At 64.7% G+C, this 16,774-nt stretch carries 19 protein-coding genes; 7 read left to right on the top strand and 12 right to left on the bottom strand.

The features are described 5' to 3' along the window. Window positions 1-49: 49 nt before the first annotated feature. Window positions 50-655, top strand: coding sequence for a 4'-phosphopantetheinyl transferase family protein (locus AC0ZT5_RS07170; RefSeq protein WP_488495850.1), 606 nt, complete (start codon window positions 50-52; stop codon window positions 653-655). Between the two features lie 48 nt (window positions 656-703). Here AC0ZT5_RS07170 and AC0ZT5_RS07175 read toward each other — a convergent pair whose 3' ends face one another. The 7 genes from AC0ZT5_RS07175 to AC0ZT5_RS07205 form a co-directional block, all read right to left on the bottom strand. Further along, window positions 704-853, bottom strand: coding sequence for a hypothetical protein (locus AC0ZT5_RS07175; protein ID WP_023677295.1), 150 nt, complete (start codon window positions 851-853; stop codon window positions 704-706). 14 nt (window positions 854-867) lie between these two features. Continuing rightward, window positions 868-1,185 carry a DUF2934 domain-containing protein gene (locus AC0ZT5_RS07180; protein WP_488495851.1) on the bottom strand — a complete coding sequence of 106 codons (318 nt, stop codon included), beginning with the start codon at window positions 1,183-1,185 and terminating at the stop codon, window positions 868-870. A gap of 178 nt (window positions 1,186-1,363) precedes the next feature. Beyond that, entirely contained in the window at window positions 1,364-1,633 is a 270-nt protein-coding gene (locus tag AC0ZT5_RS07185) for a hypothetical protein (protein ID WP_488495852.1), read from the bottom strand. A gap of 305 nt (window positions 1,634-1,938) precedes the next feature. Then, window positions 1,939-2,457 (bottom strand): DoxX family protein, encoded by a 519-nt coding sequence (locus AC0ZT5_RS07190; protein WP_488495853.1) that lies wholly within the window; start codon window positions 2,455-2,457, stop codon window positions 1,939-1,941. A gap of 257 nt (window positions 2,458-2,714) precedes the next feature. Beyond that, window positions 2,715-3,194 (bottom strand): tetratricopeptide repeat protein, encoded by a 480-nt coding sequence (locus tag AC0ZT5_RS07195; RefSeq protein WP_488495854.1) that lies wholly within the window; start codon window positions 3,192-3,194, stop codon window positions 2,715-2,717. Window positions 3,195-3,369: 175 nt separating this feature from the next. Then, on the bottom strand, window positions 3,370-4,341 hold the full coding sequence (locus AC0ZT5_RS07200) for an MBL fold metallo-hydrolase (protein WP_488495855.1): 972 nt from the start codon (window positions 4,339-4,341) through the stop codon (window positions 3,370-3,372). Between the two features lie 112 nt (window positions 4,342-4,453). Next, on the bottom strand, window positions 4,454-4,696 hold the full coding sequence (locus tag AC0ZT5_RS07205; RefSeq protein WP_488495856.1) for a DUF680 domain-containing protein: 243 nt from the start codon (window positions 4,694-4,696) through the stop codon (window positions 4,454-4,456). A 253-nt stretch (window positions 4,697-4,949) separates the two neighbouring features. Between AC0ZT5_RS07205 and AC0ZT5_RS07210 the strand changes: the two genes are divergently transcribed. After that, complete coding sequence (locus AC0ZT5_RS07210) at window positions 4,950-6,185, top strand: hypothetical protein (protein WP_488495857.1); 1,236 nt, start codon at window positions 4,950-4,952, stop codon at window positions 6,183-6,185. 211 nt (window positions 6,186-6,396) lie between these two features. Then, on the top strand, window positions 6,397-7,221 hold the full coding sequence (locus AC0ZT5_RS07215) for a helix-turn-helix transcriptional regulator (protein WP_488495858.1): 825 nt from the start codon (window positions 6,397-6,399) through the stop codon (window positions 7,219-7,221). Window positions 7,222-7,232: 11 nt separating this feature from the next. On the opposite strand, the gene AC0ZT5_RS07220 is transcribed toward AC0ZT5_RS07215, so the two are convergent. Beyond that, complete coding sequence (locus AC0ZT5_RS07220; RefSeq protein ID WP_488495859.1) at window positions 7,233-8,351, bottom strand: KamA family radical SAM protein; 1,119 nt, start codon at window positions 8,349-8,351, stop codon at window positions 7,233-7,235. A 152-nt stretch (window positions 8,352-8,503) separates the two neighbouring features. Between AC0ZT5_RS07220 and AC0ZT5_RS07225 the strand changes: the two genes are divergently transcribed. Continuing rightward, complete coding sequence (locus AC0ZT5_RS07225) at window positions 8,504-9,439, top strand: hypothetical protein (RefSeq protein ID WP_488496101.1); 936 nt, start codon at window positions 8,504-8,506, stop codon at window positions 9,437-9,439. A gap of 29 nt (window positions 9,440-9,468) precedes the next feature. Here AC0ZT5_RS07225 and AC0ZT5_RS07230 read toward each other — a convergent pair whose 3' ends face one another. Beyond that, entirely contained in the window at window positions 9,469-11,040 is a 1,572-nt protein-coding gene (locus AC0ZT5_RS07230) for a serine hydrolase (RefSeq protein WP_488495860.1), read from the bottom strand. A gap of 79 nt (window positions 11,041-11,119) precedes the next feature. Between AC0ZT5_RS07230 and AC0ZT5_RS07235 the strand changes: the two genes are divergently transcribed. From AC0ZT5_RS07235 to AC0ZT5_RS07245, 3 genes are all read left to right on the top strand, one after another. Further along, window positions 11,120-11,986 carry an NAD(P)/FAD-dependent oxidoreductase gene (locus tag AC0ZT5_RS07235; protein ID WP_488495861.1) on the top strand — a complete coding sequence of 289 codons (867 nt, stop codon included), beginning with the start codon at window positions 11,120-11,122 and terminating at the stop codon, window positions 11,984-11,986. Between the two features lie 194 nt (window positions 11,987-12,180). Next, on the top strand, window positions 12,181-13,839 hold the full coding sequence (locus AC0ZT5_RS07240) for an acyl-CoA synthetase (RefSeq protein WP_488495862.1): 1,659 nt from the start codon (window positions 12,181-12,183) through the stop codon (window positions 13,837-13,839). A gap of 72 nt (window positions 13,840-13,911) precedes the next feature. Further along, window positions 13,912-14,805 (top strand): hypothetical protein, encoded by an 894-nt coding sequence (locus tag AC0ZT5_RS07245; protein WP_488495863.1) that lies wholly within the window; start codon window positions 13,912-13,914, stop codon window positions 14,803-14,805. 66 nt (window positions 14,806-14,871) lie between these two features. On the opposite strand, the gene AC0ZT5_RS07250 is transcribed toward AC0ZT5_RS07245, so the two are convergent. From AC0ZT5_RS07250 to AC0ZT5_RS07260, 3 genes are read right to left on the bottom strand one after another with little or no spacing between them, the layout of a single operon-like run. After that, window positions 14,872-15,084 carry a tautomerase family protein gene (locus AC0ZT5_RS07250; protein ID WP_126069815.1) on the bottom strand — a complete coding sequence of 71 codons (213 nt, stop codon included), beginning with the start codon at window positions 15,082-15,084 and terminating at the stop codon, window positions 14,872-14,874. 31 nt (window positions 15,085-15,115) lie between these two features. Beyond that, a complete protein-coding gene (locus tag AC0ZT5_RS07255; protein ID WP_488496102.1) occupies window positions 15,116-16,012 on the bottom strand; it encodes an SDR family oxidoreductase in 897 nt (298 codons plus the stop codon). A gap of 7 nt (window positions 16,013-16,019) precedes the next feature. After that, window positions 16,020-16,760, bottom strand: coding sequence for an SDR family oxidoreductase (locus tag AC0ZT5_RS07260; RefSeq protein ID WP_488495864.1), 741 nt, complete (start codon window positions 16,758-16,760; stop codon window positions 16,020-16,022). Between the last annotated feature and the right edge of the window lie 14 nt (window positions 16,761-16,774).

A 16,774-nucleotide genomic window follows, 5' to 3' on the forward strand; every position in this document is an offset into this window, starting at 1 on the left:
ACCACCCTCCCCTGAAAGCGCCCTAGCGCAAGCGTCCCTGCTACAGGCGATGGTCGCCATCGCGCCCAAAAGTGTCCGCATCGGATGCCAGGTGATACGCGATGGCGACGAGGCCCATCTTCTGCCCGAGGAAGCGCGTTCCATCCCCGCGCGCCAGCCGGCCATGCGCCGCGCAAGCGGAGCGGCCCGCTGGATCGCCCACGGGCTGCTGGCGGATGTTGGTGTCAACGACTTCGCCATCCTGCGCGCGCCATCCGGCGCGCCGGTCTGGCCCGACGGGATAACCGGTTCGCTCGCCCATGACGACGAAATGGCCGTAGCGGCGGTTGCGCCTGTTACCGACATCGGCTCCCTTGGCATCGACGTCGAGCCCGCCCAACCCTTGCCGCACGACCTCCTTGCGCTTGTTGCAACCCGTGCGGACCGGACAGACGTCGCGGACCCGCATCTTGCCGGTCGCGTGCTGTTTTGCGCCAAGGAAGCGGTCTACAAGGCGGTTTATCCGCTCGATCGCGAGGTCCTTGGCTATGAGGATATAGAAGTGAACCTCAACGCAGGCCGAGCGACGACCAAAGGCGGCCGCAAGCTCACCCTCGCCTACTGCGTTGCCCCGCGCGTGGTCGTCCTGGCGTGCGTTGACCGGGGGGCAGTTTAGGTCTCGTGCGGACGGTGGAAATGGGTGACAATCGTGACCCGCTGCCCCTCAGTGCCGCTTGAAATACTGCACCTCGCGCTCATGCTTCTCCGCCGCCTCGCGCGTATCAAACGTGCCGAGGTTGCGCCGTTTGCCGGTCTTTTCGTCCTTCTTGCGCGAATAGAGGCGGTATTTTCCGTCCTTGAGCTTTCTGATCATCTGGCTCTCCCTGCTTAGGACCGCCGTTTGCCCTTGAGGTTGCGCGCGGCTTGCTCGACCGCCGCGCGGTCGTGGCCCAGCCTGTCGATCAGTTCCTGCGCCTCGTCGCCCGATATGCCGGTGCGCATTGCCAGCGCCTCGACCGCCAGGACGTCGGAGCTGGCGATCTCGCTAGTCTCCGGCAGCGCATCGCCGGCCGTCAGTGGCAGTGCCGCCTCCCGGTCGATCTCGGCCGCAGCCTGATGCCAGTGCCGCTCGGGATCGCCGCCGCCTTCGCGTTCCCAGATCTCGTATGCGCGTTGCTGGATCTTCTCATGCCGTTCGTCGCCCATGGTCATTCCTCCGTTGTCAGGGAAGAACGCCGCACCGGTCCGAACGATCCAAAAAATCTGCGCGATCGTTGCTCCGTTGCGGGGATGGCGCGGGGCGCTGGGCAGCCTAGCCAGAGGTCATTCCAGGTGGCGGGCGAGCCCGCCGCCTGGATGGCGGCCGTTGCGGCCGGCTTGGTTGTCAGTGCCCCCAGATTCCCTGGCCATAGCCGGCTGACATGTCCGAGTTCGCACTTCCTCCCAGGGCCGGTGCGCTGTTGGCAGTGCCGATGCTCTTCGTGCCGCTGAGGTCGAGCGCATTGGCGCCATCGGACCCCATCGAATGGTAGACGCTGCTGCTCGGATAGGCGTCGGGGCCAGGGATGTAGTCCGTGCCATAGTTGTCGCTGCCGGCAAAAGCGGTGCCGGAGGCAACCAAAACCGTGGCAATAGCCAAAACGATCTTTCTCATTTCAAGCTCCATCTTTAGAAGTTGACATTTGGCCACCCCGCGCCGCCCGCACCGCGTTCATGAGGCCGTCCCTTGATTGCTCTCGGGCGAAACCAGCCAACCGCGATGCCTACGGATTTGCGGCGGCAGGTCCAGCGTACGGTCGTGTTGGTCCTTCGTGCGCTGTTGGCCTATTCATAGGGGCGTGGCGTTTGCACCGGCGTGGCACGGCGCGTGGTACCAACCACCGCAAACGTGGAATTTTGCGTTGAATGCAGCCGCGAAGCGCGCCGAACGCTGCCCGGGAGCGCAAGGCCGTGGCACTTTCAGATCGGCAGGCTGGTGTGGCCGTGCTGGGGATAGGCCGCCATGAGCGCATCGACCGTGTCTTTGTCGCCACGCCGGGGCTTCACGAAACCAGTGAGCACCCTGTCCAGCGAAATCCTGCCGGCGCCTGATATGGCCAGCACGAACATGCCACCGGCAATGGCGAGATCCTTTTCGAAATGCAGCAATTCGTTCTGGTTGGCGAAGTTGGTGTGGAAGAGTATCGCCGTTGCCAGGCAGAACAGGCCGAGACCGATGGCGCCCAGCCGCGTCAAGAGGCCCAGCCCGACCGAGAGCCCTGCCCCCAGTTGCAGCGCAACCGTGGCAACAAACAGCGGCAGGCTGACGCCCAGCGCGGCCATCGCCTTGGCGGCGCCGTCGAAATGGGTGGCCAGTGTCAGGCCTTCATGCAGGAAGAGCAGGGAAAGCAGCAGGCGGCCGGCAAGGAGTGTCACATCGCCAGCGTATAGCTTCGTGGCGAGGAGGTGCAGCTTCGCGGCAAGTTCAGTCGGTGTCATGGTCGGGCTCCAATTTCTCTAACAGGCAGGCGCCGCGTCCGATCGGACAGGCGCAATGGCGCTGCCAAGCGTCTGATTGAAAAAGGCCGGAGCCAGCGCAAGGGAGGGGATGCCGGCTCCGGCAATGGGCGCCAGCCACGAACGCCCAAACTATGGTGCTTAAGAGGGATGGTGCGACGCCAAGCCCCCTCTCGGTCCCGGCTTCGCCGAGCCACCTCTCCCCACATTCGTAGGGGAGAGGAACAGCCCTCTGGGCCCTACTTCGTCACCTTGGTATCGATGGCCTTCTGCAGGTCCGACAGTTCCTCGCAACCGGCCGGGCAGAGTTTTTCCAGCGACGCCAGCTGTTCGTTGGCCTTGGCCATGTCGCCGGTCTCGACATAGAGCTCGCCCAGATATTCGCGGGCGGCCTTGTGGTCGGGCTTCAGCTCCAGCGCCTTGGTGTAGTAGGTCAGAGCGGTCTTGTAGTCGCCGGTCTTGCGCAGCGTGAACCCGAGCAGATTGTAGACGTCGGGCTGCTGTGTGTCCTGCGCTAGGTCGCGCAGCTGGGCCAGCGCGCCAGTATAGTCCTTGGCCTTGATCTTGGCCTTGACGGCGGTGAGGTCAGGCGCGTCAGCGCCCTCGATGTCGTCGACGGCATAGGCGGGCATGATGGTCGCGACCGGAACCACGGTCAGCACCGCAACGGCGCCGAGCAGGCCGAACAGGGCATGTTTGCCAAAAACAGAATGTTTCATTGTCTTTCTCGCTTGGGTTGAGTGCTAGCGTTGAGAAGACCGCTTCGAAATTCGCTCTGGCGAGTCAGCTGATGGTGGATTCGAGAACCGCAGCGCAGCGGACGTCCGGTCCGTGAGCAACGGAAGTGCAGAAAACGCCTTCAGATGGCCGCCAGAGTGGAGTTTCCAAACGGCCTCAGATCTGGACCGGAGTGAAGCCGTAGGCGTTGCCGTCCTTGACGAAGACGCCGGTGCCCGGGAATGGAAAGTGCGAGCCCGAGATGCGGATGTTGTCGGCAATCACGCGGTCGATGATCTTGTGGCGCGTAGTGATCGCCGTCGGCCCGTCCTGGTCGTAGCTGCCCTGCCATTCTGGATGCGGCGCCAGAAGGGCGGGCACATACATGGTGTCGGCCGAGATCATGATCTGCTCCTTGCCGGAGTTGGCCAGGTAGACCGAGTGGCCGGGCGTATGGCCGGGCGCGGCGATGATGTGGATGCCGGGCGCCACCTCGGCGCCGTCCTCGACCAGCTTCCAGTTTTTCCATTTCGGGAAGTTTTCACCGATGCGCTTGCCCGCCGGCTTGCGGCCCTCGGGCAGCTTGGCCAACCGGCTGGGATCGGTCCACCAATTGTATTCGGTGGCGTTCACGATGAGCTCGGCATTCGGGAAAACCGGCGCGTTGGTGCCCTTTTCCATCAGGCCCCAGACATGGTCGGGGTGGAAATGCGAAATCATGATGGTGTCGATCGCCTTGTAGTCGATACCGGCGGCGGCCATGTTGGCCGGCAGGTGGGTGGCGTTGGTCTGCCACTGGCCAACGCCAGAGCCGGCATCCATCATGATCAGCTTACCGTTCATCTTGAGCACGGCGACGGTGAGCGGAATGGGCATGAAGTCGGTGGTCAGCCCCGCCTTGGCGAGTGCTGCCTTGGTATCGTCGACCGAAACATCCTTGATGAAGGCCGGGTCATGCGGCTTGCGCCATATGCCATCGTAGATGGCGGTGATCTCGATGTCGCCGACCTTGTATTTGTAGAAACCGACTGTCGGCTCCACTGGAGTTTCGGCAAAGGCCGGCCGGGTGAATTCAAGCTTGCCGGCAAGGCCGAAGGCGGCAGCGGCAGCGGCGGATCCAAGCAGTGTGCGTCGTGTCATGCTGAACATGGTGGTCTCCTCAGTTGGTGGGTGCGGAAGGGATGATGGAGGGCCAAGTCCGGGGCCATCCCGATGTGGTTGAGGTCCGACCGTTGGGATTCGGTCTTGCCCCCTGGCGAACTCAACGGCCCCAGATGCCTTGGTCTGGTTCGCTCGCATTCGATTGCGTCGTCGGGTGCCGCGGCCCTGTCGTGACCTTGGTGTCGACGCCGTCTGTAGGTGCGATGTAGGGGATCGAGGCGGTAGCGTTGGTGTCGACGGAAGCGACCGGTGAATTGGCGTTGTTTGCGCCGTGGTCACTGCCGGCAAAGGCAGCGCTCGAGGCAAGCAGCATGGCAGCCACGCTGAGAGCGAGCTTGGTCATTATCGTAGGTCCTTGTTTCGTTTCTTCGGGTTGCGGGCCGGGCGAATGGCCTCGCTGAAGGGAAGACCCGGCAGGGCGGGCCTTTATTCCCGGTTGCCGCGAGATTTTTTTGAGAGGCTGGAATCAAGCGGGCTGCGTCAGGCTCGAGCCGCTGCATCGATAGCCTACCCGTTCGGGTAATTCCCAAGCCGTTTTAACAGCCGTAACCTGCCTTGGGATGACGGGAAGGAGATGTCAGCGAGGAGACTTCGCAATGACCACCATGCCCGCAATCCAAACCTTCAACTTCCCGAGCGCAACCTCCGGCGGCAATATCCAGGTCGAGACCAAGGCTCCGGTCATCATCCTGAAAGGCCCCGCCTTCCGCCTGCTTGCCTGGGTGTATCTGAACGACACCGGAGGCTCGATCAACATGACCGTTTTCTCCACCGAGGTGCTCAGCATCGGCGTCACGACCTACGGCTCGAACCCGCCGGAACTCTTCGGCACGCTGGCCGACGCCGACCACAACAGCTTCCTGATCCAGGGCGGCGTGGTGCCCACCAACCAGTGGGTGATGCTGGAGATGGTCTGCTCCCAGGGTGGCAGCCTAACCGGGCTGATCAACGGCGTCGAGGTCGCCTCCACTGCGGCCCCCACCACGGTGCCGCTGGAGTCGAACACGCTGACGAACTATGTCGGCGACAATTTCAACGGCATCTTCCAGCAGCCTTTCGAGGGCATGATCCAGTCGGTGCTACTGGTCGACGCGGTGGACTATGCCGACGCCACCCAATTCCTCGCCATCATGCCGACCAACGCGATCAGCAGTTGGGGCCACGCCGACGTCACGCCGCAGGGCACGGCCAACATCACCACGCTCACAGCTTCGCCGTCGACTCCCTACTCCATCATGTTCAACGCCCTGCCTCCGGCGCCAACTTCGCTCAGTGACCCGCAGCCGCCAAGTGCATCCAGCGGCCCGACCTTCCAGATGGTGGTGCCCAGCAGCGACACCACGGTCTACATGCTGTTGTCGATGTCGCAGGACTGGCTGGCGCTTGTCAGCCTGCTTGGCCAGCCCAACACCTCGACCGAGCAGGACGTCTCGGTGACAACGGGCGTCGAGCTTTCGAGCAGCGAGACCCAGACCCTGGGCGCCTCGCTGGGGCTGTCGGCGGGCTTCGATATCGGGCTATTCAGCAGCCAGCTGAATCTCACGCTGTCCTGGTCGGACTCCTTCACGCAGACGATCACGGTTGACGAGGAGACCACGACGACCAAGACGGAGGGGATCGACAATCCGACGGTCGAGACGCTGGGCTGGTGGTGGCAGGAGCAGATCACCGCCTCGACGCTGAGTTTCGTCAACGACTTCGGCGTCACCGCGGCCTCCGTGCCCAACCCGATCGACGCCATCGCGGCCATGACCTATCCGGCCGCCAGCCAGATCACGCTGCGGCTGGTCGACGCCAAGCCCGGCAAGCCGGCGATGCGCGCCGCCGAGTAGGCATCAGACGAGGGATAGGCCGGTTCTGCGTTCCTTGTGACGACGAACCGCTCCAGGGTGGTCGCCGCGGCGACCGCCCTTTGTCTGGGCACGCTGTCGATTTTTCAGTAGCGCGCGCATAGCGGAGTCAACTATGATCTGCTTGGTTGAAAACAGTATATAACAATAGTCTAAAGTAATATATCACCAAAGACTAAAGTAATGACGTGTCATGGCTGATATCCTGAAGGACGAGATCATAACGCTTTACGCGGCCGAGCCGGACCTGGCTGGCCTGCCGGGGGTGCTGTTCGGCTGCGTCGCCCGGCTCATCGAGGCCGATGTCGTCTCCTATGCCGAGCAGCATGATCGCACGCGGGAACTCAGGGCTCTTCTGTCGGTGGAAGACAACCCGGCCAAACGAGCCCAGGCGATGGGGGCGTTCGCCCGCAACATGCATTCGCATCCGTTCTGGCAGTACAATCCGGCCTTTTACGGCGAGCGCGCGCTGCGCGAATCCGACTTCTTCAGCGATGAGGAGTTCTTCGGCCTGCCGATGGCGAAGGAAGCTTTCCTGCCATCGGGCGCACACCGCATCATGGCCATGCCGATGCAGCATGACGGCTATTCCCTGGTGATCGTCGGTCATCGCATCGTTGGCCGCGCGCCGTTCAGCGACGACGACCGCGACCGCCTGCAGGCGTTCCGGCCGCATATCCTGCGCAGCTACCGGCAGGCGCAGCAGCGCACCTTGGCGGCCCTGACGCCGGTCGCGCGATTGAGCCTGGCGTTTCCCAGGCTCACACCACGCCAACTGGCGGTCGCGTCCGGACTGATCGACGGCAGATCCTACGAGGAGATCGCACTGGCCCTCGGCACCGGGGTCGACGCCGTCAAGGCGCATGTCAAGGCGATCTATCGCACGATCGGGTCAAACAATGGCCGCGTCGCGGCAGCCATTGCTCACACCGTCCTGCCCTTCGCCGAGATGCCTCCGCTTTGGAAAGTGGGCGCGAATGCCTGGGGGCTTTCGCCAGCCCGACGTTCCGCGCGATGACTCGGGCGCAACTACTCCCCAACCACCTCCGCATAACCCCTCACCTCGCCATCCAGCCCGCGCAGCCGCCAGCTCTCCCCGTCGCGTCCCTCGACATAACACGGGCCGATCGGCACCTTGCCGCCGCCTTCCGGCAGGTCGAGAACATAGACCGGGTTGCAGATGCCCGACAGGCGGGCGCGTAGCGCGGCGGCCAGCGCCTGGCCTTGCGCGATGGTTGTGCGGCGGTGCGCCATGCCGCGCGCGAGGTCGCCATGGTGCAGGTAGTATGGTTTGACGCCGAGCCGGTACATCAGCTCGCGGCAGAGCTCTTCCAGCACCTCGACCGTGTCGTTGACGCCTCTCAAGAGAACACTCTGGTTGAGCAGCACGAAGCCGGCTTGCCGCAAGGTGCGGCAGGCAGCTTCGGTGGCGCCGGTGATCTCCCGCGCGTGGTTGAAATGGGTGACGACCGTGACCATCAGCCGGCCCTGCAGGGCCGCGACCAGCCCCGGCGTGATGCGCGAAGGCAGTGCCACCGGCACGCGCGTGTGGATGCGCAACAGCCGCACATGCGCGATCGCCTCGATGCGGGCCCGGATTTCGGCCAGAGCCTTGTCCGGCAGCGAGAGCGGATCGCCGCCGGTCATGATCACCTCTCGGATTTCCGGGTGATCGGCGATATAGGCGAGCGCCGGCTCCAGCGCCTCGCGCGTATAGCCGCGGCCGATCGAGGTCAGCGATTCCTTGCGAAAGCAGAACCGACAATAGACCGCGCATTGATAGGTCGGGAACAACAGCACGCGGTCGGCATGGCGATGCGTCAGCCGCGGCACCGGGCTGAACGCGTGGTCGGCGATCGGATCGTCGAGCTCGCCGTCCTGCTCCACGAGTTCGTCCGGCGACGGGATGACCTGCGCCCGGATCGGATCGGCGGGGTCGTTCCAGTCGATAAGGTCGAGATAGGTTTTCGGGATGCGCACCTTGTGGTTCGCGGCCGCGGCTTGCGCCGCCGCGCGCTCGCCCGGCGACAGCGGCAGGGACGCGAGGTCGCGCACATGGCGCACGCCGGCGCGGACGTCGGTCTGCCAGGCTGTGTCGGAGGTGTCGATGCGCTCGCTCGCATCGGAGAAGTTGGCGTCTGAAGTCATCTGATATCTCGGGGGCAATTTCTGGCGGAGCTATCGGCCGGATGGCCGGGCGGGTCAACCACCTGCTTGCCGCAGACCCGCCGACGCGAGCCCATAGGTATTTAAGCAAAATGGCACTATTCTGCGCAGTCCGGGGGTTTCAGGGAAAACAGATGGACTTCAATACGGGCCATGGGTACCTGCTCATCGGCGGCCTCATCCTGGTTGGCGCCGGCCTGCTGATCCTGTCGCTGATCGTCAATCTGCGCGTCGCCCACAGCGTGCGCGACGATGTACGCCACCGCGAAAAACTGCTGGAATACTACCGCAACATCTTTTCTCAGCTGGGCGTGATCCTGATCGGCATAGGCGTGTCGCTGTTCATCTTCTTTTTCCAGCAGAATTACCAGGACCAGCGCAGACGTGAAGCGGAACTCCAGCAGGTGCTGGCCAAGCTGGCGGCGCGCATCGCCCACGGCGCCCCCATCGTCGGATCGCTTGGCCAATTCGACGCACTGCTGGATGAAGGCGGGGCCTATGTCAGCCCCGAACTTGGTGGAACCAACGCCGCGATCGGCGCGCAGGGGGCGGAGCTCGGCAAGCAGATCGGCGAGATCGCGCTGGTCGAGCGCGACATCGACGTCCGCGACTTCGACGTCCTCAACCTGTCGCGCGATTTCGAATCGTCGTTCGTCGTCAACGAGCTCGATCCCACGCTGTGGTTCGACATCGTGCGTGACGAGAGCGAGATCAAATATGCCACCACCCAGCTCGCCCTCGACTACAAGGACCTGCAGGATGCGATCGGCGGCCAGCCGGTCGAGCTTGCGATCGCCAATCCTGAAACGGGGCGCAAGATCAAGCACGAGGTGCTTGACGTCTTCTACGATGCCGATCTCCTGCGCCAGCGCAGCAGGCGGTTTCTCGGCCGTGCGTGCTGGCTCTTCAGCCACGGGCGCAGCTTTGTCAGGCTTGCACCGGTCGATGCAATCGAAGCCGATGCGAGGTCGCATCAGGAATGGATCGACCGGTCCAAACCCTTCCTGACGCAGGCGAAGTCGGGCAACGGCGATTGCTTCAAACTGCTCCAGTACGGCCCGTCGCCTTGAGCTGCTGCCGGCACTGTTCGATTTGACGGTCAGTCACCCACGCGTTGAAGCGTCCCGAGATGATTGTCGTCGAGAAAACCTATGGTCATGGCCGACGCCTTGCCGTCCGGGCCGACGACGAAGCTCACGCCGGTTGGCCTGTCAGGGGTCTCGGCATCTGGAAAGGTCAGGAAAATGTCGCCGTCGAAATGGGTCAATGAATAGGACCGGGCTGCAGCCGGGCCCACCCTGAGCACGAGGTCGTCTCCCGCTTTCGATACGATTGCGTCGCCGATGAAGTCGTTGGCGTAGCGGCCGGCATAGGCGCTGGCCGATCCGGCTGGCCTCGCCGGGGAAGGTGGCGCTGAATAGGTGGCCTTGGCTGCCGCCACCGCCGGGCCGAACAGGCCTGCATAGATATCGTCCCACGCCTTGACCCAGTCCTTCTCGACTGTGCCGTCGAAGACGAGATCGGCGAAGCTGTCGGACAATCCCTCCGGCAGGCCTGTCGGAAAGGCGTTGGTGATGATGACGATGCCAAGCTTCTCCTTCGGGAAGACTGTCACCAGGGTGCGCGCGCCGACGCTGAAGGCGCCCGCGTGGCCCCAGCTCAGGCCGTGCCGGCCGAATTCGACATTCCAGCCGAGGCCGTAGAACGAGGCACCTCCAGAGACGGGATTGTTGCCGCGCGCCATCAGCGGAACATGCGTCTGGTCCAGCGCATCGGCGGCAATCAGTGTCTTGCCGGCGTAGACGCCGTTGCCGATGATGAGGCGCACCCATTGCGAGAGGTCACGTGCCGTGGAACTGACGCCGCCGGCGGGCGCCTGCGCATCCGGATCGCGCTCGATCTTCGCGGCCCAGGCGCCGTCGAGCCTGACGTGAAGCGCGGCGCGGTTCGCGTGCTTGACGAAGTCCGAATGGCGCGAACTGGTCGAGGCCATGCCAAGCGGACGGTAGAGCTTCTCCTCGGCCACCTCCTCCCACGGCTTGCCTGTCGGCATCGCGGCCGCCACGGCACCCTCCGTCAATCCGAAATTGCTGTAGGAATACCCGGCGCGAAAGCTCGACGATGGCGGCACGAACCGCAGGCGATGCAGGATTTCGGCGCGGCCGTAGCCAATGTCCTCGAGGTCGTCGCCGGCGGTGCCCGGGAGCCCGCTGCGATGCGAAAACAGGTCGCGGACGGTGAGTTGGCTCGCCGGATAGGGATCGGCCAGGCGGAAGGCCGGATCGAGATCGGCGATCTTCGAATCCCAGGACACGATCCCGTCGCTGACCAGCGCCGCCACGACGGTGGCGGAGACGGGCTTGGAAAGCGACGCGATCTGGAACACCGTGTCGGCGTCGACGACCTCGGGCTTGCCGGCCTCGCGATGCCCGAACCCCTTAAGGAAGATCACCTCGTCATCATGCACTACGGCGATGGCGAGACCGGGTACCGCACCCTCCGCGACGGCGGCTTCGGCGAGCGCTTCAAGCTTGGGCAGGGCAGCCGTGATCCGCTCCGGAGTGATGCCGTCGGCCGGCGCCGTCTGCGGCCAAAGCACCATGGCGGTGATGAGGGCCCAGATCCTCAAATGCCAGATCCTCCAATGACGGAGATTCCGATTCAGCCGCATGAGCGAGCCTCCTCTATGTGCATTCACCTTGCGATCATACAGGCCCGCGCGGGTGAGGCCAGCCCACGCGCCATCCGTCATGGGGGCGCGTAATCGGTTCCTGCCGTCAACCCTCGGGGCCCATGCGGGCAAGGCAGCGGGCCTGGTCGCGCGGGCGGCCGAGTTCCTGATAGCGCGAGGCCGCCTCGTCGAAGGCGGCGAGCGCGCGGATCTCGTGGTTCTGTGCCCGCCGCTGCACACCGCGCGCTTCGGCGTCTGCGGGGCGCCCTACAAGTGCCCACCGGCGCCCAGCGAATGTGTGGTGATGCTGCACGACTATCTGGTCAGGCAGGGCGTGCGCGAGGCCTGCGAGATCGCCCTGGTGCTGCCGCTGGGCAGCCCGGTACCACCCTCGCCCGACACCTCGCGAGCGCTGCTGGCGGCCTTTGCCGAACGCGATATCACGTTCGTCCCCGGCAGGCGCGTCGCCTCCGTCGACAATGCCCGCAATGTGGCGGTGCTCGACGACGGCACGGAAATGCCGTTCGATCTCTTCCTCGGTGTTCCCAAGCATCGCGTGCCGCCAGTGGTGCTGGAAAGCGGCATGGCCGAGAACGGCTGGATCCTGGTCAATCCGCGTACGCTCGAAACAAGATACGAGAATGTCTATGCCGTCGGCGACGGCGCCAACACCGGCACGCCCAAGGCCGGCGTGTTCGCCGAGGGTGCGGCGCGCGCCGTTGCTACCGGGCTCATCGCAAAACTGCGTCAGAGCGGCAGCGGCTCGCTCTATGACGGCTTCGGCACCTGCTATATCGAGTTCGGCGGCGGCCGCATCGGCAAGGTCGAGGTCGATTTCTTCTCAGGCCCAGCACCAACTGGCACCTACTACGAGCCCTCGGTGGCCCTGCGCGCTGACAAGGAGACTTTTGGATCGAGCCGCCGCTCGCGCTGGTTCTGCCTCTAGGGCCAGAGGGTGAGGAGCGCTTGGGGTCCGGATACCCCCCGGCGCGGTCATGACGCCCGAAGCGTGAAGGCGAGCCCCTACCCCGTTTGCACCAAGCCTTGCGGCGATCACCTCATCGACCGTGAGTGCGATCTTGGCTATCCTGTCGGCAATGACGATGGTCCACGAGGACGCCGCTACGGAGGGATGCTGCGATGGTTGGAGCTTCGGCCGGCTTGCCGCGCTACGCGGATGCCGTTCAGCGCTTTCGTATCGAGAATGAAATCGCGCGCCTTCATGGCGACCCCTCGACCGGCATCAATGCCTGCGTCGAATGCTGCGATCGCCACGCCGGGCAAAACCGGCTGGCGTTGCGCGCGATCTCCGCCGATGGTGAGCTGCGGGAATTCAGCTTCGATGCTCTTCGCGATATGTCGGCGCGCGTCGGCAATGTGCTCAAGGAATCAGGCGTGCGCCCAGGCGGTGTCGTCGCCGGCATGCTGCCGCGCATTCCCGAACTGGTGGCGCTCATCCTCGGCACGTGGCGTATCGGCGCGGTCTACCAGCCGCTGTTCACCGCCTTTGGCCCGAAGGCCATCGAGCACCGGCTGAAGACCAGCGGTGCAAAACTCGTCGTCACCAACATGGCCAATCGCGGCAAGCTCGACGAGGTGGAGGATTGCCCCCGCGCGGCGACCATCCTTGCCCCTGGCGAAACCTTGCCGGCGGGCGACATCGATTTCCGCGCCGCGTTTGCCGCCGCCTCGACGTCCAGCGAGCCGGTCATGCGCAAGGGCGACGACCTGTTCATGATGATGTCGACTTCGGGCACGACAGGCCTGCCCAAGGGCGTGCCGGTGCCGCTGCGCGCGCTGCTGGCCTTCGGCGCCTATATGCGCGATGCGATCGGTTTGCGGCCCGGCGACGTCTTCTGGAATATCGCCGATCCCGGCTGGGCCTACGGCCTTTATTACGCGATCACCGGCCCCTTGCTGCTCGGCGTCGCCACGACCTTCAACGAGGGCACCTTCACCGCCAAAAGCACCTACGACATCATCGAGCGCCTCGGCGTCACCAGCCTCGCCGGATCGCCGACCGCCTTCCGCCTGCTGCTGGCCGAGGGCGCGGTGCCCGCCGCCCGCATCAAGGGCCGGCTGCGAGTGGTGAGCAGCGCCGGCGAGCCGCTCAACCCGGAAGTCATCCGCTGGTTCGACGCCCATCTTGGCGTACCTATCCATGACCATTACGGCCAGACCGAAAACGGCATGATGGTCAACAACCATCACGGCCTGTCGCACCCGGTGCGCCCGGGCTCGGCCGGGTTTGCCATGCCGGGCTACCGCATCGTCGTGCTGGACGAGGCCGGCCGGGAGCTCGGCCCCAACCAGCCCGGTATCCTCGCGGTCGACATCGCCAACTCGCCGCTGCGCTGGTTCGACGGTTATCACCAGGCTGAAACTCCGGCGATTTCGGGCGGCTATTACCGCAGCGGCGACACGGTCGAGTTCGAGCCGGACGGCTCGATCAACTTCATCGGCCGCGCCGACGACGTCATCACCTCGTCGGGCTATCGCATCGGCCCGTTCGACGTCGAAAGCGCGCTCATCGAACACCCGGCGGTCAACGAGGCAGCGGTTGTCGGCGTGCCCGACCCGCAGCGCACCGAGATCGTCAAGGCCTTCGTCATCCTGGCATCTTCATTTCGCGGCAGCCCGGAACTGGCCGAGGAACTGGCGCAGCATGTCCGCAAGCGGCTCTCGGCCCACGCCTATCCGCGCGAAGTCGACTTCGTCACCGAATTGCCGAAGACGCCGAGCGGCAAGATCCAGCGGTTCTTGCTGAGGAAGGCGGAGGTGGAGAAGCGGAAGGGGTGAGGCGTGCCGTGCAATAGCCGCAAAGCTGCTCGATGGCTCCCAATCTGTCGATAGCCACAAGGGGGCAATGTCATGCGGTTGGTCTGGATGATCGTGTTCGCGCTCGCGACCGGAACAGCTTTCGCGGCTTCACCGGAGGACGATTATGTCGCCGCACGCGACAAGGCGATTTCCGCTATCGCGGCGCTGGAAAGCGCGAACGAGCCGGTGGAAACGCTCGATGCCGCCGGGACGAAAGCGCTGGCCGATCTCGAAAAGCGGCTTTCAGCCCTTCTCGGCCCCTTGGCGGTTTCAGGTTTCCCGGCAACCGGCACGATCAATCTCGAAAGCCTGAGCGATGCCGATATCGGGTTCGGCATGCTGGACGGGTTGCGCTACACCAAAGGCGACGACGGCCCGAGCCTTGTGGCAACGACGCGGGGGCTTCTCGCGCGCTGGCTCCAGTCCAAAGCCGCCGAGATGGACGCGAGCTTCAGACTGCCCACGGGTATCGATGCGGCACTGAAGCTCGATGCCTTCTACACCCAGGCCATCAACAGCGACGCCGCGTTCACCGGGACGCTCGACTTTGCGCTGAAGAAGCCTAAAGGCGCCGACATCGCCTTTGCGCGGCTCGGCGGCTGGGCGCAGGACATAGGACCGAACCCCGACCAGCAGGTCATCGTCACGCTCGTCAAGGGCAACAGCGTCATGATCGCCTCGGCCCCCGCGGCACCGCCTGTTCCGAAGATCGCCGCCTGCGACGCCTTGTGGGCGTCGGCGGACGCCGCCGCCCAGAAGTTCCAGGAGGCCTACCAAGCCTCCGACCTCAAGGACCAAAAGGCGTATGACGCCGCCAATGCCGCCTGGGAGAAAGGTGACGCCGACTATCGTGCCTGCATGGGCCAGCACCTGCCGAGCGAGCCTGTCTTCCCGGCGCTTCTCGCCCAGGCCCAGGAGCTTGCCGATCACATGGCCGGCAAGTAGGCCCTCCCGGCGCGCCAGCGCCGCGCTTCCTCAGCACGCCGGCCAAGGCATGGCTCGGTTCGGGCGCTACGCCTTGGCGCGATAGGCCTCCGGCACGACGAACACTTCGTCGGCCCGGCCATAGCCGCCGTCGGCGACTTCCTCCACCAGCACCATCGTGTAGGGCCGGACGCCTTCGCCGAAAAAGTCGACGAACATTGCCGTGGTTCGATGGATGAGGTCTTCCTTCTGCGCCTTGGAGAGAGCCGCTTGCGGCATCTTGATGTTGGCGAATGGCATGATCGTTTTCCTTGGTCTTTGAGGGTGGATTTCAGGCTTGGGGATGAAGCAGGTCGGCAAGGCCGATCCGTTCCATGAGTTGCGCGCGGACGCGATCGGCAACGCCATTGACGACCGCCGCACCATCGTCCGCAGGGTCGATGTGCACGCGCAGCGGACGCCTTCCGTGCGGCAACGCCACAAGGTCGACGATGGCCGCCGCGATATCAGCCGGGTCGGCATCCGCCGGCTCAAGTGCGGCCAGCCCCTTCAGCACCTGCTGATCGACACCGGTGTAGGGGCCGGACCAGTAGAGGGCCGCGCGTTCGACATCGGCAGGCGCTGCGGCATGGTGAAAATGCTCGGTGCCCTTGGTGAAGGCGCCCGGCACGACGATGGTCGTCTCGATGCCGAAGCGGGCAAGTTCCAGCGCATAGCTCTGCGCCAGCGCATCCATGCCGGCCTTGGCCGCGAAATAGGCCGCGAGGAAGGGCGGCGTGCCGCCGCGCGTGCTGCTCGAGCCGACCCAGATCATCTGGCCCCGGCCAAGAGAGCGCATATGCGGCAAGGCCGCCCGGTTGACGCGCTGCGTGCCGACGACGTTGACGTCATAGAGCTGCGCCAGCTGTTCGGGCGCGAAAGCCTCGGTCGGTCCGAACCCCATGTGTCCGGCATTGTGGATCAGCACGTCGAGCCGGCCGGTCTCGCTGAGGATCAGCCGGACCGCCGCCTCGGCCGAGACGTCCGAGGTCACATCGAGCGCGATGGGCTTGAGCGCCACGCCCTCGTCGCGGGCGAATTTTTCCATCTCGGCTGCAGCGCCACCGCCTCGCGCCGCCGGGTCGCGCATTGATGCGTAGACGGTGTAGCCCGCGCTTGCGAGCGCCCGCGCCGTCATTGCGCCGAAGCCGCTGGAAGCACCTGTGATCAAAATTGTCTGTTGCATGATTGTCTCCTCAGACCACGCCGCCATTGGCGCGGATGATTTGCCCGTTGACCCAACCGCTATCTGGCCCGGCCAGGAACGACACAAGCCCGGCAATGTCGTCGGGCTGGCCGAGCCGGCCGAGCGGGATCATTTTGCCGATGGCCTCGATTTGCGCTTCGCTCTTGCCGTCCATGAACAGGGCGGTCTCGATCGGTCCGGGCGCCACGGCGTTGACGGTGACACGGCGCACGCCAAGTTCCTTGGCCAGGATGTGGGTCATCGCCTCGACGCCCGCCTTGGTGGCGGCGTAGACGCCGTAGCCCGGCTGGTAGAGGCCGACGACGCTGCTCGAAAAATTGATGATGCGGCCCCCATCGCGAAGCCGACGCGCACCTTCCCGCATGCCGCGGAACACACCGCCGAGATTGATCGCGACCTGCATGTCGAACGAGGCGTCATCGGTCTGCGCGATCGGCGAAAGCTTCATGATGCCGGCATTGTTGACGAGGATGTCGATGCCACCGAACGCCTTCTCGCCGGCATCGAATAGCATGGCGAGGCCGGCCGGATCGGCGATATCGGCCTGCACGGCGATGGCCTTGCCGCCGTCGGCTTCGATCGCCCGGACAAGCTCTTCGGCCTCAGCGCGTCCCCGTGCGTAGTTGACGACGACGGCCACGCCGTCGCGGGCGAGCCGCTGCGCGATGGCGGCACCGATGCCCTTGGAGGCGCCGGTCACGATCGCCGTTCTGGTTTGAGTATCTGTCATGGAAGTGTCTCCGC

It is taken from the genome of Mesorhizobium sp. CNPSo 4670, from assembly GCF_057784235.1.